Here is a 20409-nt window from a genome sequence, read left to right as displayed (position 1 = left end):
TGCTCTGTCAGGGCTGTGTGGTGAGGCTTTGACCCGCCTGTGAGTACGGATGCGCCTGATGCCGGTCGTGCTGGTCCTGCCGGTCGCTTTGGCGGTCCTGCCGGTCGCTTTGACGGTCGTGCCGGTCCTGCCGGTCGCTTTGGCGGTCCTGCTCGGTCCGGGCCGGGAGGTGGACGGTGAACACGGTGCGGCCCGGGGCCGAGTCCACGGTCACCGTGCCTCCGTGCGCGGCCGTGACCGCCTGCACGATGGCCAGACCGAGCCCCGTGGAGCCCGCCGTGCGGGAGCGCGAGGAGTCGCCGCGCGCGAACCGCTCGAAGACGTGCGGCAGCAGCTCCGCCGCGATGCCCGGACCGTCGTCCCGCACGTCGAGGCGGACCCACGGCCCGTCCCGGTGCACGCGCGCGGTGACCGTGGTGCCGGGCGGGGTGTGCGTACGGGCGTTGGCCAGCAGGTTGACGAGGACCTGGTGCAGGCGTGCCGGGTCGGCGAGCACCTCGGCCGGTTCGTCGGGCAGGTCGAGCCGCCACACGTGGTCGGGTCCGGCCGCGCGGGCGTCGGCGACCGCGTCCACGACCAGCGGCGACAGGTCCGTCGGCGCGCAGGCGAGGGGGCGGCCCGTGTCGAGCCGGGCGAGCAGCAGCAGGTCCTCGACCAGGCCCGTCATGCGGTGGGCCTCGGACTCGATGCGGCCGAGCGCGTGCCGGGTGTCGGGGCCGGTCGGCTCGTGGCCGCGCCGGGTGAGTTCGGCGTAGCCGCGGATGGAGGCGAGCGGGGTGCGCAGCTCGTGGCTGGCGTCCGCGACGAACCGGCGCACCCGGGTCTCGCTCTGCTGGCGCGCCTCCAGCGCGCCGTGCACGTGGTCGAGCATGCGGTTGAGCGCGGCGCCGACCTGGCCGACCTCGGAACGCGGATCGGCCTCGGTCTCCGGGACGCGCTCGTGCAGGGCCACCTCGCCGCTGTGCAGGGGGAGTTCGGAGACGCGGGTCGCCGTCGCGGCGACCCGGCGCAGCGGGCGCAGCGCGACGCCGACCATGACGGCGCCGGTCACCCCGGCCGCGAGCAGGCCCGCGCCCGTCACGGAGGCCTCGATGAGGACGAGCCGGTTCAGGGTCGCGTCGATGTCCGTGGAAGGGAGGCCGACGAGCAGGCTGCCGTCCCCGCTCGACTGGACGCGGTAGTCACCGAGTCCGGGCAGGGAGACGCTGTGCGCGCGCCCGTCGCGGGGGACCGAGGCGAGGGCGTCCGTCTGGGCGCCGGTCAGCTCGGTGGTGCGGGTGGGGGAGTCCTGCTCGGAACGCTCCGCGCGGGTGAGGGAGCCGCCGGCGCCGACCAGCGCGCCCACGGTGTCGCCGCCGCCGGGGCCCGGCAGGCCCAGGAACGACAGGTCGTCGGCCCGGCCGTCCGTCCCGGGCTCCCGGCCGCCGGGCCCGTCGCCGCGGGCGGCCATGTGGACGACCTCATCGACCTTGCCGTCCAGCTGCGCGTACAGATACGTGTGCAGCGCCAGCGTCGTCACCGTGCCGATCACCACCGCGACGAGCGCGATCAGGCCGACGGCGGTGACGACGAGCCGGGTCCGCAGGGTCCGGACGCGCGGCGCCCCGGCCCGCCTCACGGCACCGGCGTCGCGGCGGGCTTGATCAGGTACCCGGCGCCGCGCCGGGTGTGGATCATCGGCTCGCGCCCGGCGTCGATCTTGCGCCGCAGGTACGAGATGTACAGCTCGACGACGTTGGCCCGGCCGCCGAAGTCGTAGCTCCAGACCCGGTCCAGGATCTGCGCCTTGCTGAGCACGCGCCGCGGATTGCGCATCAGGAAGCGCAGCAGCTCGAACTCGGTGGCGGTGAGGTGGATGTGGGTGCCGCCGCGCTCCACGTCGTGGCTGTCCTCGTCGAGCGACAGGTCGCCCACGACGAGCACGGAGTCGCTGTGCCGCTCGGCCGTGCCGGTCCTGCGGATCAGGCCGCGCAGCCGCGCGACCACCTCCTCCAGGCTGAACGGCTTGGTGACGTAGTCGTCGCCGCCCGCCGTGAGCCCCGCGATCCGGTCCTCGACGGCGTCCTTCGCCGTCAGGAACAGCACCGGCACGTCCGGCAGCTCGCGGCGCAGCCGGCCGAGCACGCTCAGCCCGTCCATGTCCGGCAGCATCATGTCCAGCACGACGGCGTCCGGCCGGAACTCCCGCGCGCTGCGCACGGCCCCGGCCCCGTCACCGGCCGACCTGATCTGCCAGCCCTCGTAGCGCAGCGCCATCGACAACAGCTCGGTGATGGACTGTTCGTCGTCCACCACGAGCACCCGGACGGGCCTGCCGTCCGGCTTCAGCAGTTCGGTTCGCCCCTGGGGCGCGGCTGTGGTCATGGCACCACCCTGCGACCGCCCTCTGAGAAGCCCCTTTCCTGAACCTGTGAAAACCCTGAGAAACACACAGCGGGCTCTCAGCCGAGGAACAGCTTCTCCCCGTTGTCGTGGCACACGGCCCGCACCCACGCGCTGCCGAGCCCCAGCCCCTCGATCGCCTCCAGCTGGTGCACGTACGGGTACGGGATGTTCGGGAAGTCCGTGCCGAGCAGCACCCGGTCCCCGAGATCCGCGAGCCGGCCGCGCTCCCGTGCGGGGAACGGCATGCGCTCCTCGCAGAAGTCCGTGAACGCCATCGTGGTGTCGAGCCGCACCTCCCCGTACCGCTCGGCCAGGTCCAGGAACTCGGTGTACTCCGGCATCCCCAGATGCGCGACGATCAGCGGCAGCCGCGGATGCCGCTCCAACACCTTCGCGATCGGCTCGGGCCCGGTGTGCTTGCCGGGCGCGGGACCCGAACCGCAGTGCGTCACCACCGGCACCCCGGCCTCGGCGAGCAGTCCCCACACGGGGTCGAGCAGCGGATCGGCCGGGTCGTACGCGCCCACCTGCACATGCGCCTTGAAGATCCGCGCCCCGTCCTCGACCGCGCGCCGCACATACGTCTCGGCGCCCGGCTCGGGGAAGAACGTCGCCGTGTGCAGGCAGTCCGGTGTGCGGGCGGCGAACTCCGCCGACCAGCCGTTGAGCCACTGCGCCATCCCCGCCTTGTGCGGATAGAGCATCGACGTGAACGCGCGCACCCCGAACTCCCGCAGCCGCGCGAGCCGCCGGTCCTCCTCCTCGCGGTACGTGATCGGCCACGGGGAGCCGGTCAGCGGGCCCGCCGAGTCGAAGTACGCCCACACCTTGCGCAGCACCCGCTCCGGCATGAAGTGCGTGTGCACGTCGACGAGTCCGGGCAGCCCGTGCCGCTCCCGGAACGCGGCGACCCGGACGGCCTCGTCCCCGCCCCCGCCCTCGCCCTCGCCCGGCTCAGTCACGCTTCCATCCATGGCTGCGCACGACCTCTCCCACGTGCACCGTGTACTCCTCGTACCACTCGGCGCGGCCCTGCTTCTGCGCGCCGCGGTGCTCGCCCACGGACCGCCACGCCTTGATCGCCTCGGCGTCGCGGAAGTAGGAGACCGTGATCCCGAGTCCGCCCGGGGTCCGCGCGGACTCGTGCCCGAGGTAGCCCGGGATCTCCTTCACCAGGTCCCTCATCCGCACCGCCGTCTCGGCGTAGCCCTCGTCGTCCTCGGTGCGGACGGAGGTGAACACGACGACGTGGTACGGGGGTTCGAAGGGAGGCTGCGGTCGAACCGGCGCGGGCGCATCTCTGTGATCACTCATGCCCCCACGTTCACCGCTCCCGCCGCTTCCTGTCCACACCCTTTCCGAACGGGGGCCGTCCCTTGACCCTCCGGTCACCGAACCCCGGGCGCACGACCCGGCAGAGCGACGCTCACAGCCCACCCGAGTCCGCTCAGAACAGCCCCCCTTGAACCCCGTGGACCTCCCGCACCGCCACCTCCGCGACCGTCTCCGCCCCGACCCCCTCCAACGGCCACCCCGCCAACCCCCGCGCGTCCACGGCGAGCCGTCTCCCGCCCGCCTCCACCAGATGCAGATCCGGCCCCGCGGCGGCCACCACGACCCCGGCCACCACCGCCCCCTCCACGACCCCGCTCACGACCCCGTCCAGCCCGTCGACCGCCCCGAGCCCGAACACCCCCGCGTGATCCACCACCCGGCACGGCACCCGCTCCAACGACTCCGGCCACCCCGCCAGCCCCCCGGCGACCGCGTGCGCCCGCGCCAGCTCCGCCCCTCTCTCCTCCGTCCCGCCGAGCCCCGCCCGCACCATCCGCTTCCTCTCGTACGGGATCCGGTCCGGCACCCCGAGCCCGACCCGCAGCAGCTCCTCGGCCCGCCGCGCGGCCATCAGCGGCCCCTCCCCGAGCCACGTGAACGCCACCGCCCCCTGCTCCAGGAGCCGCGCCGCGCCCCGGTCGGCCCGCGTGATCCCCACCTTCACCAGCCCCTCCCCGAACCAGGCCAGATACACCCGGTACGGCCGCGGATCATCGGCCAGCGTGTCCGCCGCGACCGACCGCGCCCGGTCGATCCCCGCGCACTCCGCGCACTGCGCCCGCGTCCCCCGCTCCGGCACCGCGTCCCACCCCGGACACGGCGTGCGCCGCCCGCCCCGCCACACCCCGAGACACCTGCGCGGCCCGCAGACCCGGAACGCCAGCCGCTCCCCGAACCGCACCGCGCTCGCCCGCTCCGCCGCCGCCCCCGACCACCACCCGAACTCCGGCCCGTCCGCACCCCACCGCATCCCCGTGCACCACCACGTCATACGGCCAGGATGGCGCACGCCACTGACAATCCCCGGGCCGCTCGGGCCGGGGCCGACTAGGATCCGGACCATGTCCGTGAGCCTGAACGACGTGGACCGGTTCGAGGCCGCGAGGCCCCGCCTGCAGGCCATCGCGTACCGCCTCCTCGGTTCCGCGAGCGAGGCCGAGGACGCCGTGCAGGACACGTATCTGCGCTGGCAGGCCGCCGACCCCGGACACATCGAGGTCCCCGAGGCCTGGCTCACCAAGGTCCTCACCAACCTGTGCCTCAACCAACTGACCTCGGCCCGCGCCCGCCGCGAGACCTACGTCGGCCAGTGGCTGCCCGAGCCGCTGCTGCCCGGCGACCCGATGCTCGGCCCGGCCGACACCGCCGAGCGCCGCGAGTCCGTCTCGTACGCCGTCCTCACGCTCCTCGAGCGGCTCACCCCGAACGAGCGGGCGGTGTACGTCCTGCGCGAGGCGTTCGACTACCCGCACCGGGAGATCGCCGAGATCCTCGACATCAGCGAGTCGTCCAGCCAGCAGATCCTGCACCGGGCGAAGAAGCACGTCGCCGACGGCACGCGCCGCGCGCCGCGCACCGAGATCGACGAGGCGACCGCCCAGCGCATCGTCGAGGAGTTCCTGGCCGCCGCCACGAGCGGCCGCACCGAGCCCCTCGTCAAGCTCCTCACCTCGGACGCCATCGCGATCGGCGACGGCGGCGGGAAGGTGCCCGCCCGCGCGAGCGCGTTCGAGGGCGCGAAGGCCGTGGCCACGTTCATGCGCGGCCTGTTCAAGCCGGGCAAGGCCAAGCGCGCCATCACGGGCGGTCCGGCCGACATCTACGCGACGACGGCCAACGGCGCCCCCGCGGTCGTGGCGGTCGTCGACGGCCACGTCATCGGCGTCATGTGCCTGGAGATGGCCGACGGGCACGTCGCGGCCGTCCGCAGCCAGGTGAACCCGGACAAGCTGGAGCGCGCGACCCGCGTCTGGGCCGCCACGGACCACGGAAAACCCCTGATCACAGCCTTCTGACCCATATGTGACCCAGGTCACACTCCAATCCTGTCAGGAATCGACGGGCCGCCCGGTTCAAGGGGCGAAACCGTCAGAGACAGGAGCTGGACATGCAGCAGCACCGCATCATCGTTCTCGGGGCCGGATACACCGGAGCCATCGCCGCGGGACGCCTGGCCAAGCGCCTGCACCGCGACGACGTCTCGATCACCCTCGTCAACGCGGAGCCCGACTTCGTCGAGCGCGTCCGCATGCACCAGCTGGCGGCCGGCCAGGACCTGACGCCCCGCCCCTTCGCCGAGATGTTCGCGGGCACCGGCGTCACCCTGAAGCTCGCGAAGGTCACCGGCATCGACGTCGACGGAAAGACCGTCACGGTCACCGCCGACGGCGCCGCCCCCGAGGAACTCGCCTACGACACCCTCGTCTACGCCCTCGGCAGCGCCTGGAACACCCACGGCGTCCCCGGCACCACCGAGCACGCCCACCAGATCGCGAGCCGCCCCGGCGCGCTCCGGCTGCGCGAGCGCCTGGCCGAGCTGCCCGCGGGCGGGACCGTCACCGTCGTCGGCGGCGGCCTGACCGGCCTGGAGGCCGCCACGGAGATCGCCGAGGCCCGCCCGGACCTCTCCGTCGCCCTGGCCGCCCGCGGCGAACTCGGCGACTGGCTCTCCCCCAAGGGCCGCCGCCACCTGCGCAAGGTCTGCGCCGGACTCGGCATCACCGTGCACGAGAACACCGCCGTCACCGAGGTCGGCCCCGACACGGTCACCACCGCCGGCGGGACCGCGCTCCCCGCCGACGTCACGGTCTGGACGACCGGCTTCGCCGTCCACCCGCTCGCCCGCGCCACCGCCCTGGAAGTCGGCGACACCGGCCAGATCGTCGTCGACGACACGATGCGCTCGGTCTCCCACCCCGACGTGTACGCGATCGGCGACGCCGCCCTCGCCATGGGTGCCGGCGACAAGCCGCTGCGCATGTCCTGCGCCTCCGGCACCCCGACCGCCTGGCAGGCCGCCGACTCGATCGCCGCCCGCCTCACCGGCGGCAAGCTCCCCCACGCCCCGCTGCGCTACTTCAACCAGTGCATCTCGCTGGGCCGCAAGGAGGGCCTGATCCAGTACGTCACCGCCGACGACCGCGCGGTCAACGCCGCCCTGACCGGCCGCCTCGCCGCCCTCTACAAGGAACTGATCTGCAAGGGCGCGGCCTGGGGCGTGGCCAACCCGACGATGGGCCTCCCGACCCGGCGCCGCCGCGTCACCGACACCGTCCGGACCGCGACCACGGAGCCGGCCGAGGTCCCGGCCTGAAACGCGAGAGGCCCCGGACTCTCGTCCGGGGCCTCTCACTCGATGTGCACTCGGCAGGATTCGAACCTGCAACCTTCTGATCCGTAGTCAGATGCTCTATCCGTTAAGCTACGAGTGCTTGTTTTGTTGTCGTCTCCGTTCCCGGCCTTTCGGCCTGTCCCGGCGACAGGAAGAACATTACATGACTGCCGCCGTCATGTGAAATCCATTGGGTCCACCCCTTGTGACCTGCGAAAACGTGCCTGACGGGTGCTGGGCGCCGACGGCGGGCGCGGCTCCGAGAGCCCGACGGACGGCCAAGAAACAGCACGGCGGAAACAGCGAAGCCCCGGTCCTGGTGGACCGGGGCTTCGGATCTTGCTGCGGAGGCGGAGGGATTTGAACCCTCGATGGGCTTTAAGGCCCAAACCGCATTAGCAGTGCGGCGCCATAGACCGGACTAGGCGACGCCTCCAGCACAAACCCTCCGCGCGAGCGCGTCGAGTTGCGTGCAGATGATGACACAGCTCAGGGCGCGTCACCAATCGCCCCCCACGGTACTAGGAGGGCAGGCCAGAGGGCAAAGCCCCCGCGCGGCGCGCAACGTCGCGGCGGTCCGGGCGTTAGACACGGCATGTTGCTGCGTCGTTTCTCCTCCCGCACGTCCGCGTCGCCGTCCCGCACCGCGGCCCGCCTGCTGCTCACCGCCGCCGCCTCCGCCGCGGCCCTCGGCGCCTCGCTGCCCGCCGCCGCGCACGCCGACACCGGGCCCATCCGCACCGCTCCCGGCCCGGTCGGCCTGCTCGACGGTCTCCTCCCGCAGGGCCCGGCCGCCGCCCCCGACCAGCTGCGGCTCACGGTCAGCGACTCGGGCAACGGCAACGACGGCACGTACGAGCTGCGCTGCGCCCCCGCCGGCGGCACGCACCCGGACGCGGCCGCGGCCTGTGCGCGGCTCGACGAGATCGAGAACGAGGGGCAGGACCCGTTCGCCCCCGCGGCCAAGGACCAGCTCTGCACCATGCAGTACGGCGGCCCCGCGACAGCGCACATCACCGGCACCTGGCACGGCCGCCCGGTCGACGCCTCGTACAGCCTGGCGGACGGCTGCCAGATCGCCCGGTGGCGGCAGCTGAGCCCCGTGCTGCCCGCGACCGCCCCGTGACCCAGGGTCCATCGGTCACAGCGTCATGACCCGGCGCGCCCGGGATCCCCACATCCTCTACGTGGGCTCCCTCTCATCCGGCGTCGCGAGCGCAACCACTGCCCGTAGACTCCCTCCCGAGACACGTCGCGCGCCGCGGGGCAAAGAGGGCCCGTGCGGTGGACGGGTCGCGGTATAGCGGTACATCAGGGAGGAAGCGTCGTCGTGAGCAGCAGGCCATCCCGAGGCGCTGCTCGCCTCGCAGCCATACTCGACGCACTGCCGGACGCGTTGGTGCTGGTCAACACCAACGGGACCGTCGTCAACGCCAATTCGATCGCACTTGAGGCATTTGAGGCCCCGGGCACCGCGCTCGTCGGGCGCGGACTGCTCGACCTGCTGCCTGAGTTCGACTCGCGGCTGATCCCCGGCTCGATGCGCCGCCCGGACACCGTCACCGACGAGCGCGGCCGCACCAAGCCGACCCGGATGATGGCCCGCCGCACCGACGGCAGCGAGTTCCCGGTCGAGGTCACCTCCGCGAATCTGGCGGACGGCGCGCGCGACGCGGTGGACCCCTACGGCACCGGCGGGCTCGGTGGCGGCGGCTACAGCGGCTCCGAGCTGCTCATGCTCGTCGTCCGCGACCTCTCCGGCACCCTCGACACCGAGGCCGAACTGGCCCGCTCGCAGCGGCAGACCGAGATGATCCTGCGGGCCGCGGCCGAGGGTGTCGTCGGCACCGACACCGACGGACGCATCGTCCTGGTCAACCCGGCGGCCGCACAGATCCTCGGCTTCCGCGCCAGCGATCTCGGCGGCAAGGAGCTGCACACCCTCGTCCTGCACTCGCGCGCGGACGGCGACCCGTTCCCGTACGAGGAGTCGCCGCTCGCCGACACCCTGCGTTCCGGGCGCAAGCACCGGGTGCGCGGGCAGGTCCTGTGGGCCAAGAGCGGCGAGAAGGTGCCCGTCGACATGACGACGGCGCCGGTGCGCGACGGGGACCAACTGGTCGGCGCGGTGATGACGTTCACCGACCGCCGACCCTTCGACCAGCTCGTGACCGAGCACGCGCAGGAGCTGGCGCGGCGCGACGAGGAGGCCGAGAAGGAGCGCGAGGAGCGCGCGGCCGAACTGGAGCGGGTGCGCGAGGAGCTGACCGCCGAGCTCGCCTCCGTCCGCGAGGACCTGACCGGGGAGCTGGCCGCCGCGCGCGAGCAGCACGCGGAGGAGCTGTCGGCCGAGCGGGAGCGCGGCGCCGCGTTCGCCGAGCGGGAGAAGGACCGGTTCGAGGCGCTGGCGGCCCGTCACGCGCAGCTGCTCGCCGTCCTCGACCAGTCCCTGCGCGGTCCCCTGGAGGAGCTGCGCCGGGAGCTCGGGCAGCTCGCGGCGGACGACGCGGGCCAGCTGTGGCCGGAGGCCAACCAGGTGCTCCACCACCTGTCGGCCGGCTACTCCCGTATGACGACGCTGGTCGACAACGTGCTGGCGTACCAGCTCCTCGACACCGACGACGAGAAGCTCGCCCGTGTGCCCGCGATGCTGGACGCCGTCGTGGCGGCCGGTGTCGACGGGGCCGTCGAGCTGATCGGGCCCGGCCGGGTCCAGTTCGCCGTGCACGCGCCGCCGATCGAGGCCGAGGTCGACGCGGGGCGCCTCGCGACCGCGCTCGCCCACCTGATCGCCGATGTCGCCGGGATCGACGCGACGGGCAACTCGCGGGCCGTGGCGGGCGGTGGTTACGTCGACTCGACCGTCGTGGTGGCCGCGGCCCAGCGCGGGGACAGCGTCCGCATCGAGGTGCGCGGCCCCTACTCGGGCGGCGACCCGGTGCACGAGCCGATCGTCCGGGGCATCGTGCGGGCGCACGGCGGTGTGCTGCAGACGCACGAGGTGCCGGGCATGAGCGGCAGCGCGTACGTCCTCGAGGTGCCGATCGGGGGCGGGGCCGGGGTGGTTCCCGCCGCTCCCGCTCCCACGGCCGAGCCCTCCGCCGTCGCGCCGGAGGCGGACGCCGCGCAGGACGTGCCGGCGCAGGCCACGCGGGGTGGGCGCCGCCGTGCGCGCCGGGCCTCCGGGCCCTCGGTGGACGCGTTCCTGGAGAGCGGTCTCGCCGAGCCGCCCGCCGCCGGTGGCGGTACGGGCCGGCGGCGCGGGCGCCGTGCCGCCGAGGAGCCGGTGGCCGGTGCCGAGGCTTCCTCCGGTGAGCAGGCGTCTGTCGGGTCCGGTGTCGCGGTGCGCGGTGACGTGCCCGTCGAGGCCGGTGGCGCCGAGGGGGCCGGGCGTCCCGAGCTGCCCGTGGCGCAGGACGCCCCTGTCGGTCCTGCGGATTCCGGCGCACCGTCCTCCGGGACCGGGCGTCGGCGCGCGCGTCGCGCCGACGACAACCGCGGTGCGGTGGAGCACGCGGCGGCCCAGGGCGCGGTCGTGACCTCGGCCGAACACGCGGCGGGCTCCCCGGCCCTCGGCGAGGCGGTGCCGCCGCAGGGCGTGCCCGCGCCGACCGGGCGGCGCGCTCGGCGGGACGGGGCGCAGGAGCAGCACGCGCTGCCCGCGCTGCCGTCGGCGGCCGCGCACGAGACCCCGGGCGCGGGGGCGAACGCGCTGGAGCCGGCCGAGGCCGGTGCCGCGGCGCAGCCTTCCGGGCGCCGGGCGCGGCGCGCGCTGGGCACCGCGCAGACTGCGGCCCCCGCCTCCTCGCAGCAGCCGCGGGAGGCGTTCGCGCTGCCTCCGGCGGAGGCCGACCGCACGCCGCAGCCGGTACCTCAGCCGGTGCAGCCCCAGCCCGTGCAGCCTCAGGCGTCCGTGCCTGGTCAGGTGCCGTTCGTCGTTCCGTCCGTGCCCGGCGCGGCGTCGCAGGACGAGCCGCAGGCCCCGCCTGCTCCGGCGCCGGTCGCGGCTCCGACCGTGGCCCCGATGCAGTTCGAGGACGACGGCGACGACGCCGAGGACACCGGCGTGGCCGGTGCCCCTGACGGTGCCGGTGCGCCGGGCGCTCAGCCCGTCGCGGACCAGCCCCAGCAGCACGCGTCGGCCGAGCCGGACCCGGCCCAGGACCACACCCCGCCGCAGCCGCACCCGGCGCAGCAGACGCCCGCCCGGGGCACTCCGGCGCCGCGGCAGCAGCCACCTCAGCAGGCCCCGCAGCAGGCGCGGGCCGCTCAGCCGCTGCCCGCTGAGGCCCCGCAGTCCCCGCAGTCCCCGCAGCCTCCGACGGGTGACACGAACTCGACGCAGGGCCGCGCCTTCAGCGTGCGCACGCTCGGCCAGGGCGTGCCGTTCGGGCGCCAGATCGCCGAGCAGCAGCGCCGAGGTCAGACGCCGGGCCCGATTCCCGGATCCGTGCCGCCGCAGGCACCCGCGCAGGCCGGGGCGACCCCGCCGCAGGGCGTGCCGCAGCCGGCGGACGGTCACTCGCAGGGCGGTGGCACGACGAGCGGTTCGGGCCGGCGGCGCAAGCTGTCGACCCGGCCGGACCAGCCCGAGGCCCCCGGCGCGCAGACGCCCCCGCAGGGCACGGCCACGGCCACCCCGGCGACGGCACCCGCGCCCGCAGCGGCACCGGCCCCCGCGCCGAACGCCGCCCGCCCGCACCCGCAGCCGCCCCGGCTGTCCCCGAACGCCTCGGAGGGCGCGGGCCGTTCCTACGCGATCGGCGCCCCCGACCAGAACGCGGCGGAGGGCCCCGAGCCGCTCGACGGTCCCGGCGGTGCCGTGGAGATCGCCAACCGGCCGCAGCCGCAGCCGATGGACGACGAGCTGCCCCCGGAGCCGCTGGACAACCCGCGCCGTCTCCTGGTGTGGCCCGCCCCGGACGTGACGACCCAGCAGGCGCTGAGCGACCGCGGCTACCGCCCGGTGACCGTGCACTCGCGCGAGGAGGTCGACGCGCAGATCGCGGCGTTCCCCGCCGCGCTGTTCGTGGACCCGCTGACCGGGCCGATCACCCGGACCGCGCTGCAGTCGCTGCGCCAGGCCGCCGTCGCCGCCGAGGTGCCGGTCCTGGTGACGGCGGGCCTCGGACAGGCGACGCGCGAGGCCGCGTACGGTGCCGACCCCGCCGTGCTCCTGAAGGCGCTGGCCCCGCGCGACAGCGAGCAGCACCCGCCGCGGGTCCTGCTCATCGAGGAGCACGAGGAGATCGCACTCGCCCTGACCGCCACGCTGGAGCGGCGCGGGATGCAGGTGGCGCGGGCCGCGAGCGACGCGGACGCGGTGACGCTGGCGGGCCAGATGCGGCCCAACCTGGTCGTGATGGATCTGCTCCAGGTCCGCCGCCGGCGCGCGGGCATCATCGACTGGCTGCGGGCGAACGGGCAGTTGAACCGCACGCCGCTCGTCGTCTACACGGCCGCCGTCGACGAGGCGGACCTGCCGCGCCTGGCGGCGGGGGAGACGGTGCTGTTCCTCGCGGAGCGCTCGACGAGCGACGAGGTGCAGGGCCGGATCGTGGACCTGCTGGCGAAGATCGGCACGAACTGACGATCCGCTGAGCGCGCACGGAACAGGGGCGGCCCCGAGGCGGGGCCGCCCCTGTTTCACGTGAAACAGTGCGCGGGTACGGGCGTCAGAGCTGCGTGACGTCCAGGTCGCCGTCGGCGTACTGCCGGCGCAGCACCTTCTTGTCGAACTTGCCGACGCTGGTCTTCGGGACGGCGGGGATGACCGTCCAGCGCTCGGGCAGCTGCCACTTCGCGACCTTCTCGGCGAGGAACGCGCGCAGCGTCTCGAAGTCCGCGCTCGCCCCCTCCTTCAGCACGACGGTGGCCAGCGGCCGCTCGCCCCACTTGTCGTCGGGGACGGCGACGACGGCAGCCTCGGCGACGTCCGGGTGCGACATCAGCGCGTTCTCGAGGTCGACGCTGGAGATCCACTCGCCGCCGGACTTGATGACGTCCTTGGCGCGGTCGGTGAGGGTCAGGAAGCCTTCGGGGCTGATGGTGCCCACGTCGCCGGTCTTGAGCCAGCCGTCCTCGCTGAACTTGTCGGCGGGACGCAGCGGTTCGGCGTCCGGGCCGTTGTAGTACGCGCCCGCGATCCACGGCCCGCGCACCTCCAGCTCGCCCGCGGACTCCCCGTCCCAGGGCAGCTGCTCGCCGCCGGGTCCCGTGAGCCGCGCCTCGACGCCGGCGGGGAAGCGGCCCTGGGTGAGGCGGTAGGCGAACTCCTCGTCGCTGCCCGGCTCCACGCCGGCCGGCGGGCGGGCGACGGTGCCGAGCGGAGAGGTCTCGGTCATGCCCCAGGCGTGGCAGACCCGCATGCCGAGCTCGTCGAAGGCCTTCATGAGGGAGGGCGGGCAGGCGGAACCGCCGATGGTGACCTGGGTCAGCGTCGACACGTCACGCGGCTTGGCGCTGAGTTCGGCGAGCAGGCCCTGCCAGATGGTGGGGACGGCGGCGGCGTGCGTGGGGCGCTCGGACTCGATCATCTCGGCCAGCGGCGCGGGCTGCAGGAAGCGGTCCGGCATCAGCATGTTCACACCGGTCATGAACGTGGCGTGCGGCAGGCCCCAGGCGTTGACGTGGAACTGCGGCACGACGACGAGCGAGGTGTCCGCGTCGGTCAGCCCCATCGACTGCGTCATGTTCACCTGCATCGAGTGCAGGTAGATCGAACGGTGGGAGTAGACGACGCCCTTCGGGTCGCCCGTGGTGCCGGAGGTGTAACACATCGCGGCGGCCTGCCGCTCGTCCAGCTCCGGCCAGTCGTACGTGGTCGGCTTCCCGGCGACGAGCTCCTCGTACTCGTGCACCCGTGCCCGCGCGCCCTCGAGCAGCGAACGGTCGCCGGGCCCCGAGACCACGATGTGCTCGACCGTCGTCAGTCCGGGCAGCAACGGCGCGAGGAGCGGCAGCAGCGATCCGTTCACGATGATCACGCGGTCGGCCGCGTGGTTCACGATCCAGCTCAGCTGCTCCGCCGGGAGCCGCAGGTTCAGCGTGTGCAGCACGGCGCCCATCGCGGGAGCCGCGAAGTAGGCCTCGACGTGCTCCGCGTTGTTCCACATCAGCGTGGCCACGCGGTCGTCGCCCCGGATGCCGAGGTCGTCGTGGAGTGCGTGCGCGAGCTGGGCCGCGCGGGCGCCCGCCTCGGCGAACGAACGGCGGTGCGGCTCGCCCTCGCCCGTCCACGTGATGATCTGCGAGGTGCCGTGCACGCGCGTCCCGTGGTTCAGGATGCGGGTCACGGTCAGCGGTACGTCCTGCATCGTGCTCAGCACGGCGTCCTCCCGGTGGGCGCTACGGAGCAGTAAAGTTCTGCCGATTCTCACCGCATACCGCGTGGTATGTCACTAGTCCCGGGAATGATCGATCAGCTGGGCGGTCACCCGATCGGCGTCCTGAACCCCAGATCAGGCCCGCACGGGACCCAGCTCCGGGTCCTCGCGCAGCTTGCCGAGCGCCCGCGAGACCGCGCTCTTGACCGTCCCGACGGAGACCCCGAGCACCTCGGCGGTCTGCGCCTCGCTCAGGTCCTCGTAGTACCGCAGGACGACCATCGCCCGCTGCCGCGCGGGCAGCTTCATGATCGCCCGCCACATCGCGTCGTGGAGGGCCTGCTGCTCCGCCGGGTCCCCCGCCGGGAGCACCTGCGGCTCCGGCAACTCGTCGCAGACGAACTCGTCCACCTTGCGCTTACGCCATTGGGAGGTCCGCGTGTTCAGCAGAGCCCGCCGCACGTACCCGTCGAGCGCCCGGTGGTCCTCGATCCGGTCCCACGCGACGTACGTCTTCGCGAGCGCGGTCTGCAGCAGGTCCTCGGCGTCGCACGGGTTCGCCGTCAGCGACCGCGCCGTGCGCAGGAGCACCGGCTGGCGCGCCCTGACGTACGACGCGAACGACGGGTACGTCGTGTGCGCACCGTGCGCCGCACGCGCCCCGGCCGGGGTCCGCGCCGCCGCCGGGGCACAGGTCCCCGCCGGAGTGCGCGTCCCTGCGGGGGTACGCGGTGCGGTCTGCGCTGCGCTGCTGCGGGCGGGCGCCAGGGTTGCGGTCATGGCTCCACGCTATGAGCGCACCCCGTCCCGGCGGATCGGCCGGAGGTCCCGAAGCGACGTCCGCCTCAGGTTGTACGCGGGGTGGTAGCCCCACCTCCTGAAGGTGGAGGACGCGGTGAGGACCCTTGAGGGTTCAGCCCTGAGAGCATCGCTCCCCGCAGCCCCGCCCGCGCCCCCTCACCCGTCCCGGCCGAGGACCAGGCCCGAGGTCGGCACCCCCGTGCCGGCCGTGACCAGAGCCGTCGCCGCGCCCGCCATCTGGTTCACCGCCGTGCCCCGCAGCTGCCGCACTCCCTCCGCGATGCCGTTCATCCCGTGCAGATAGGCCTCGCCCAGCTGGCCCCCGTGCGTGTTCAGCGGGAGGCGCTCCTCCGCGACGAAGTCCGCCGCCTCGCCCGGCCCGCAGAACCCGAACTCCTCCAGCTGCATCAGCACGAACGGCGTGAAGTGGTCGTACAGGATCCCCACGTCGATGTCCGAGGGCCGCAGCCCCGACGTCCGCCACAGCTGCCGGGCCACCACGCTCATCTCCGGCAGCCCCGTCAGACCGTCCCGGTAGAAGCTGGTCATCTGCTCCTGGGCCCGGCCGGCGCCCTGGGCCGCGGCCTCGATCACCACCGGCGCGCGGCGCAGGTCCCGGGCCCGCTCCACGCTCGTGACGACGATCGCCTGTCCGCCGTCCGTCTCCTGGCAGCAGTCGAGCAGCCGCAGCGGGTCGACGATCCAGCGCGAGGCGGCGTGGTCGTCCAGGGTGATCGGCTTGCCGTAGAAGTAGGCCGCCGGGTTCGTCGCCGCGTACTTGCGGTCCACCACGGCGACATGACCGAACGCCTCCGGGGTCAGTCCGTACTCGTGCAGGTACCGCTGCGCCGCCATCGCCACCCAGGACGCCGGAGTGAGCAGCCCGAAGGGCAGGGACCAGCCGAGCGCCGCGCCCTCCGCCGACGGCTCCCGGTGCTGCACTCCCGAACCGAAGCGGCGGCCCGAGCGCTCGTTGAACGCCCGGTAGCAGACGACCACCTCGGCGACCCCGCTCGCCACCGCGAGGGCCGCCTGCTGCACCGTGCCGCAGGCCGCGCCGCCCCCGTAGTGCACCCGGGAGAAGAACGACAGCTCTCCCATCCCCGCGGCCTGCGCGACCGTGATCTCCGGGTTCGTGTCCATCGTGAACGTGACCAGTCCGTCGACGTCACCGGGGGAGAGGCCCGCGTCGTCGAGCGCCGCGTGCACGGCCTCCACCGCGAGCTTCAGCTCACTGCGCCCCGAGTCCTTGGAGAACTCGGTCGCGCCGATGCCGGCGATCGCCGCCCTGCCGCCGAGGCGGTCCTTCGTGTGCACGCTCATACCGGCCTCCCCGCGGCCCGGTCGCGGCCCGCCGACGGCACGGTGACCGTCACGGTGCCGGTGACATGGCTGCCGATCCCGTTCTTCCCCACGACCTGGACCCGGGCCGTCTCCCCCTCGTCACCGGCCTCCACGTCGAGCACCGTGCCGGTCAGCACCATCGTGTCCCCCGGATAGTTCGGCGCGCCCAGCCGGATCGCGACCTTGCGCAGGACGGCCGTCGGGCCGAAGTGATCGGTGATGTACCGGCCCACCAGCCCGTTCGTCGTCAGGATGTTCATGAAGATGTCGGGGGAGCCCTTCTGCCGGGCCAGCTCCGCGTCGTGGTGGACGTCCTGGTAGTCCCGGGACGCGATGGCCCCGGCGACGATCAGTGTCCTGGTCACCTCGATCTCCAGCGGCGGCAGCGCCTCACCTGCCTTCATGACGTGCTCCCTTCCGTGGTCCCCGTCTCCCGGCCCGCCGCGATCAACCCGCCCAGCTCCTCCAGCAGTTCACCGCCGGCTCCCAGATATCCGTCGATCTGCCGCCCCCACAGGAAGTGCCGGTGCACCGGATGGTCCAGGTCCGCGCCCATGCCGCCGTGCAGGTGCTGGCCCGTGTGCACGACCCGCTTGCCCGCCTCGGACGCCCACCAGGCCGCGGTCAGCGCGTGGCTCCCGTACAGGAGGCCCTCGTCCCGCCGCCAGGCCGCCTCATAGGCCGTGACCCGGATCGCCTCGATGTCCATATGGGCTTCCGCCGCGCGGAGTTGGACGCCCTGCTTGGCGGCGAGCGGCCGGCCGAACTGCTCCCGCTCGTTCGTGTACTCCACCGCCCGCGCCAGGGAACCCGCGCACACGCCCGCCTGCAGCCCGGCGAACGCGGTCCGCGCCGCCGCCAGCACCTCCCCGTACGCCCGGGGCCCGCCGATCCGCTCGGCCGGCGTCCCGTCGAGCACCAGCCGGCCCGCGGCCCACGGCGCCGTCAGCTCCACCGGCTCACACCCGGCGTCGTCCGCCGACACCATCCACAGGCTGTGGATACTTTCTTCCGCCTCCCCGGCCTCGCCCCCGGCGGCGCCGCCCTCCCGGACCGCCACCAGCACCTGCGTCGCTTCCCGCAGCCACGGCACCCAGGGCACCGTCCCGGTCAGCCGCGCCCGCACACCCCCGCCACCCCCGTCCTCCCGCCCGGTGATCACGATGCCACCCCGCGCCGGGAACGCCCCGGTCGCCACGGTCGCCCCGTCCCGCAACCCGGGCAGCAGCCGCTCCCGCTGCTCCTGTGTGCCGTGCTCCGCCAGCGCGAGCAGCCCGTACACACAGCTCGCCGCGAACGGCACCTGCGCCGTCGTCCTCCCCTGCTCCTCCAGCATCAGGACCAGGCCGAGCAGCCCGGTCTCCTCCACGGCGGCGGTCAGTCCCGCGCCGCCCAGCGCCTTCCACAACTCGGTGTCGCTGCCGCCGCCCAGGCCGGCGAGCCGCTCCGGGGTGGACAGGTCGCCGAAGATCCGCGCGGCCAGCTCCCGCGCCGCCTCCTGCTCGTCCGTCGGAGTGAAGTCCATGTCACGCCTCCCCCGCCTCGACGGCCCGGAACACGGGCAGCTCCAACTCGTCGTCCACCGCCAGGAATTCGAGCCGGACCGGCATGCCGATCCGCACCTTGTCGTACGGGACGCCCACCACGTTGCTCACGATGCGCACGCCCTCCGCGAGCTCGACCAGGGCCACCGCGTACGGCGGGTCGAAGGCCGGGAACGGCGGGTGGTGCATGACTACATAGCTGAAGACCGTGCCCTCGCCGGACGCCTCCACCGTGTCCCACTCCTGCCCGCCGCAGGCATTGCACCCCGGCAGCCACGGGAAGCGGAGCGTCTCGCAGGTGCCGCAGCGCTGGATGAGGAGGCGGTGGTCGCCGACGCCCTCCCAGAAGCCCGCGTTGTCCCTGTTCACCACCGGCCGCGGGCGCAGCTTCTTCGCGGCCCCGCCCGGCTGGGCGGCCCCACCCGGCTTCGCCGCCCCGCCCGGCTGGGCGGCCCCACCCCGCTTCGCGCCCCCCGCCCTGGCCGCAGGCGTGTACTTCAGGATGCGGAAGCGGTGCGTGCCCACCAGCTCGCCGCCCACCCGGACGTCCATCCGCGTCGTGACGAAGTGCCCCGAGCCCAGCTTCGTCGTCTTCAGCGGGGAGACGGACTCGATCAGCGAGTCGTAGGTGATGGCGTCGCCGGGCCGCAGCGGACGCAGATACTCCTGCTCGCAGTCGGTCGCGACCACCGACGTGTACCCCGCGCCGTCCAGCAGCGCGAACAGCTCGTCGTGGGCCGGCGAGCGGCCCTCGAACCCGGAGAGGCCGCCCATCGTCCACGCCTGGAGCATCGTCGGCGGCGCGATCGCGTCGGGGCCCGCGTACGCCGGGTTCGTGTCCCCCATCGCCTCGCACCAGTGCCGGATCATCGGCTCGTTGACCGGGTCCTTGCCCTCGGCCGCGGTGGCGGCCGGCCGCCCCTCGAACGGCTTCAGCTCCCCCTCGGTCAGCTCCCCGCGCTCTTCTCCCACCACGGCCGTCACCGCCTCCCCCGCTTCATCCCGAGCCGCATCGCGGCCACGATCTCCCGCTGGACCTCGCTCACACCGCCGCCGAACGTGTTGATCTGCGCCGCCCGGTTCATCCGCTCCAACTCCCCGTCCCCCACCGCGGGATCACCCGCCCCGGGCGACCCGGCCCGCACCCACCCGGCCTCGCCCGCGATCTGCTGACATATTCGGTACACCTCGACCGCCGATTCGGTTCCCGCGAACTTCACGCCGCTGGCGTCCCCGGGGGCCAGCCGGCCCGCCCCCACATCACCCACCAGACGCCAGTTGAGCAGGCGCGTAGCCGCCAGCCGGGCATGCGCCTCGGCCAGTCCGGAACGGACCCAGGACGCGTCAATCCGGCACTCGCCCGTCACCGGATCGGGTGTACGGGCGGCCTCGACGACCCGCTCGTAGAAGTCCTCGGCCTGCATGCCGATCGCGGCGAGCGCGACCCGCTCGTGGTTGAGCTGGTTCGTGATCAGGCCCCAGCCGCCGTTCTCCGGTCCGACCAGGTTCGACCCCGGTACCCGGATCCCGTCGTAGTACGTGGCCGTCGTGGTCAGACCGCCGACGGTCTCGATCGGCGTCCAGGAGAATCCGGGCGCGTCGGTTGGGACGAGGACGATCGAGATGCCCTGGTGCTTGGGGGCCTCGGGGTCGGTGCGGCAGGCGAGCCAGATCCAGTCGGCGTTCTGCGCGTTCGACGTGAAGACCTTCTGGCCGTCGATCAGCCAGTCCCCGCTCGCCTCCTCGCGCTCCGCCCGGGTCCGCAGCGAGGCGAGGTCGGTGCCCGCCGACGGCTCGCTGTAGCCGATCGCGAAGACCAGCTCGCCGCTGAGGATGCGGGGGAGGAAGAAGGCCTTCTGCTCCTCGGTGCCGTACTTCATGAGGGTCGGGCCGACGGTGTTCAGCGTCACCATCGAGACGGGCGCGCCCGCCCGGTAGGCCTCGTCGAAGAACACGAACTGTTCGTCGGGGCCGCGCCCCTGCCCGCCGTACTCGACGGGCCAGCCGAGCCCGAGCAGCCCCTCGGCCCCGAGGCGCCGCAGCACCCGGCGCTGACCTGGGAGGTCGTCGGCCGCAGGGGGGCCGTCCGGCATCACCGTACGGAAGTGTTCGCGCAGCTGGGCGCGCAGCTCTCGCTGGCGCTCGGTGGGGGCGAGGTGCACGGCGGCGGCCCTCCCGGACCTCGTACGAACAAGGGTTTCTGACTGTCCGTCAGATACCGCCGGGTGTCAAGAGATCGGCGACTCCGCCGAGTTCGCTCGCACAGGGGCCGCAAACGCCTGCGCGGCGGTGCCGTTGGGACCGCCGCGCCCCTGTCACGCCCCCCCCCGTGAGCCCCAGCCGC

At 73.8% G+C, this 20409-nt stretch carries 16 protein-coding genes and 2 tRNA genes; 4 read left to right on the top strand and 14 right to left on the bottom strand.

Annotated features, from left to right (window positions below; all coding sequences use genetic code 11):
* Positions 1 to 7: 7 nt before the first annotated feature.
* The 5 genes from ACFW9D_RS04015 to ACFW9D_RS03995 form a co-directional block, all read right to left on the bottom strand.
* Entirely contained in the window at positions 8 to 1618 is a 1611-nt protein-coding gene (locus tag ACFW9D_RS04015; protein WP_384617438.1) for a sensor histidine kinase, read from the bottom strand.
* Positions 1615 to 2364, bottom strand: coding sequence for a response regulator transcription factor (locus ACFW9D_RS04010; RefSeq protein ID WP_384617435.1), 750 nt, complete (start codon positions 2362 to 2364; stop codon positions 1615 to 1617). The genes ACFW9D_RS04015 and ACFW9D_RS04010 overlap by 4 nt, the downstream gene beginning before the upstream one ends.
* Positions 2365 to 2441: 77 nt before the next feature.
* The gene (locus tag ACFW9D_RS04005) at positions 2442 to 3359 is read right to left on the bottom strand and encodes an amidohydrolase family protein (RefSeq protein WP_384617432.1); all 918 of its coding nucleotides are present in this window, start codon (positions 3357 to 3359) and stop codon (positions 2442 to 2444) included.
* Complete coding sequence (locus ACFW9D_RS04000) at positions 3340 to 3699, bottom strand: antibiotic biosynthesis monooxygenase (protein ID WP_188337870.1); 360 nt, start codon at positions 3697 to 3699, stop codon at positions 3340 to 3342. Before ACFW9D_RS04000 ends, ACFW9D_RS04005 begins: the two co-directional genes overlap by 20 nt.
* Positions 3700 to 3832: 133 nt before the next feature.
* Entirely contained in the window at positions 3833 to 4711 is an 879-nt protein-coding gene (locus tag ACFW9D_RS03995; protein ID WP_384617430.1) for a DUF2797 domain-containing protein, read from the bottom strand.
* Between the two features lie 70 nt (positions 4712 to 4781).
* Between ACFW9D_RS03995 and sigJ the strand changes: the two genes are divergently transcribed.
* Together sigJ and ACFW9D_RS03985 are read left to right on the top strand one after the other, a co-directional pair.
* Positions 4782 to 5735, top strand: coding sequence for an RNA polymerase sigma factor SigJ (gene sigJ / locus ACFW9D_RS03990; RefSeq protein ID WP_384617427.1), 954 nt, complete (start codon positions 4782 to 4784; stop codon positions 5733 to 5735).
* 92 nt (positions 5736 to 5827) lie between these two features.
* Complete coding sequence (locus ACFW9D_RS03985; protein ID WP_384617424.1) at positions 5828 to 7033, top strand: NAD(P)/FAD-dependent oxidoreductase; 1206 nt, start codon at positions 5828 to 5830, stop codon at positions 7031 to 7033.
* A gap of 45 nt (positions 7034 to 7078) precedes the next feature.
* On the opposite strand, the gene ACFW9D_RS03980 is transcribed toward ACFW9D_RS03985, so the two are convergent.
* A tRNA-Arg gene (locus tag ACFW9D_RS03980) sits at positions 7079 to 7151 on the bottom strand.
* Between the two features lie 245 nt (positions 7152 to 7396).
* Positions 7397 to 7487, bottom strand: a tRNA-Ser gene (locus ACFW9D_RS03975).
* Positions 7488 to 7646: 159 nt separating this feature from the next.
* Here ACFW9D_RS03975 and ACFW9D_RS03970 point away from each other — a divergent pair.
* Together ACFW9D_RS03970 and ACFW9D_RS03965 are read left to right on the top strand one after the other, a co-directional pair.
* The gene (locus ACFW9D_RS03970; RefSeq protein WP_384617422.1) at positions 7647 to 8177 is read left to right on the top strand and encodes an SSI family serine proteinase inhibitor; all 531 of its coding nucleotides are present in this window, start codon (positions 7647 to 7649) and stop codon (positions 8175 to 8177) included.
* A gap of 204 nt (positions 8178 to 8381) precedes the next feature.
* Complete coding sequence (locus tag ACFW9D_RS03965; protein WP_384617419.1) at positions 8382 to 12641, top strand: PAS domain-containing protein; 4260 nt, start codon at positions 8382 to 8384, stop codon at positions 12639 to 12641.
* Between the two features lie 85 nt (positions 12642 to 12726).
* Here ACFW9D_RS03965 and ACFW9D_RS03960 read toward each other — a convergent pair whose 3' ends face one another.
* The 7 genes from ACFW9D_RS03960 to ACFW9D_RS03930 form a co-directional block, all read right to left on the bottom strand.
* The gene (locus ACFW9D_RS03960; protein WP_384617417.1) at positions 12727 to 14379 is read right to left on the bottom strand and encodes a long-chain fatty acid--CoA ligase; all 1653 of its coding nucleotides are present in this window, start codon (positions 14377 to 14379) and stop codon (positions 12727 to 12729) included.
* 132 nt (positions 14380 to 14511) lie between these two features.
* Positions 14512 to 15156: a SigE family RNA polymerase sigma factor gene (locus ACFW9D_RS03955; protein ID WP_188337877.1), complete on the bottom strand. Its 645-nt coding sequence runs from the start codon at positions 15154 to 15156 to the stop codon at positions 14512 to 14514.
* 177 nt (positions 15157 to 15333) lie between these two features.
* Positions 15334 to 16500, bottom strand: a complete 1167-nt coding sequence (locus ACFW9D_RS03950) for a lipid-transfer protein (protein ID WP_384617414.1) — start codon at positions 16498 to 16500, stop codon at positions 15334 to 15336.
* Positions 16497 to 16925: a MaoC family dehydratase gene (locus ACFW9D_RS03945; protein WP_188337879.1), complete on the bottom strand. Its 429-nt coding sequence runs from the start codon at positions 16923 to 16925 to the stop codon at positions 16497 to 16499. The genes ACFW9D_RS03950 and ACFW9D_RS03945 overlap by 4 nt, the downstream gene beginning before the upstream one ends.
* On the bottom strand, positions 16922 to 18046 hold the full coding sequence (locus tag ACFW9D_RS03940; RefSeq protein WP_384617412.1) for an acyl-CoA dehydrogenase family protein: 1125 nt from the start codon (positions 18044 to 18046) through the stop codon (positions 16922 to 16924). Before ACFW9D_RS03940 ends, ACFW9D_RS03945 begins: the two co-directional genes overlap by 4 nt.
* A gap of 1 nt (position 18047) precedes the next feature.
* Positions 18048 to 19049 carry a bifunctional MaoC family dehydratase N-terminal/OB-fold nucleic acid binding domain-containing protein gene (locus ACFW9D_RS03935; RefSeq protein WP_384617409.1) on the bottom strand — a complete coding sequence of 334 codons (1002 nt, stop codon included), beginning with the start codon at positions 19047 to 19049 and terminating at the stop codon, positions 18048 to 18050.
* Positions 19046 to 20227 (bottom strand): acyl-CoA dehydrogenase family protein, encoded by a 1182-nt coding sequence (locus ACFW9D_RS03930; RefSeq protein WP_384617408.1) that lies wholly within the window; start codon positions 20225 to 20227, stop codon positions 19046 to 19048. The genes ACFW9D_RS03935 and ACFW9D_RS03930 overlap by 4 nt, the downstream gene beginning before the upstream one ends.
* Positions 20228 to 20409: the final 182 nt, after the last annotated feature.

It is taken from the genome of Streptomyces sp. NPDC059524 (genome assembly GCF_042749255.1).
Lineage (GTDB): Bacteria > Actinomycetota > Actinomycetes > Streptomycetales > Streptomycetaceae > Streptomyces > Streptomyces xanthii.
This window is presented reverse-complemented; position numbering and strand designations above follow the sequence as displayed.

Coding starts and splice junctions, on each gene's coding strand:
- ACFW9D_RS03940 (WP_384617412.1), bottom strand. CDS start 18,046: ATGGACTTCACTCCGACGGACGAGCAGGAGGCGGCGCGGGAGCTGGCC.
- ACFW9D_RS03955 (WP_188337877.1), bottom strand. CDS start 15,156: ATGACCGCAACCCTGGCGCCCGCCCGCAGCAGCGCAGCGCAGACCGCA.
- ACFW9D_RS03985 (WP_384617424.1), top strand. CDS start 5,828: ATGCAGCAGCACCGCATCATCGTTCTCGGGGCCGGATACACCGGAGCC.
- ACFW9D_RS04005 (WP_384617432.1), bottom strand. CDS start 3,359: ATGGATGGAAGCGTGACTGAGCCGGGCGAGGGCGAGGGCGGGGGCGGG.
- ACFW9D_RS04000 (WP_188337870.1), bottom strand. CDS start 3,699: ATGAGTGATCACAGAGATGCGCCCGCGCCGGTTCGACCGCAGCCTCCC.
- sigJ (WP_384617427.1), top strand. CDS start 4,782: ATGTCCGTGAGCCTGAACGACGTGGACCGGTTCGAGGCCGCGAGGCCC.
- ACFW9D_RS03995 (WP_384617430.1), bottom strand. CDS start 4,711: ATGACGTGGTGGTGCACGGGGATGCGGTGGGGTGCGGACGGGCCGGAG.
- ACFW9D_RS04010 (WP_384617435.1), bottom strand. CDS start 2,364: ATGACCACAGCCGCGCCCCAGGGGCGAACCGAACTGCTGAAGCCGGAC.
- ACFW9D_RS03950 (WP_384617414.1), bottom strand. CDS start 16,500: ATGAGCGTGCACACGAAGGACCGCCTCGGCGGCAGGGCGGCGATCGCC.
- ACFW9D_RS03970 (WP_384617422.1), top strand. CDS start 7,647: ATGTTGCTGCGTCGTTTCTCCTCCCGCACGTCCGCGTCGCCGTCCCGC.
- ACFW9D_RS03945 (WP_188337879.1), bottom strand. CDS start 16,925: ATGAAGGCAGGTGAGGCGCTGCCGCCGCTGGAGATCGAGGTGACCAGG.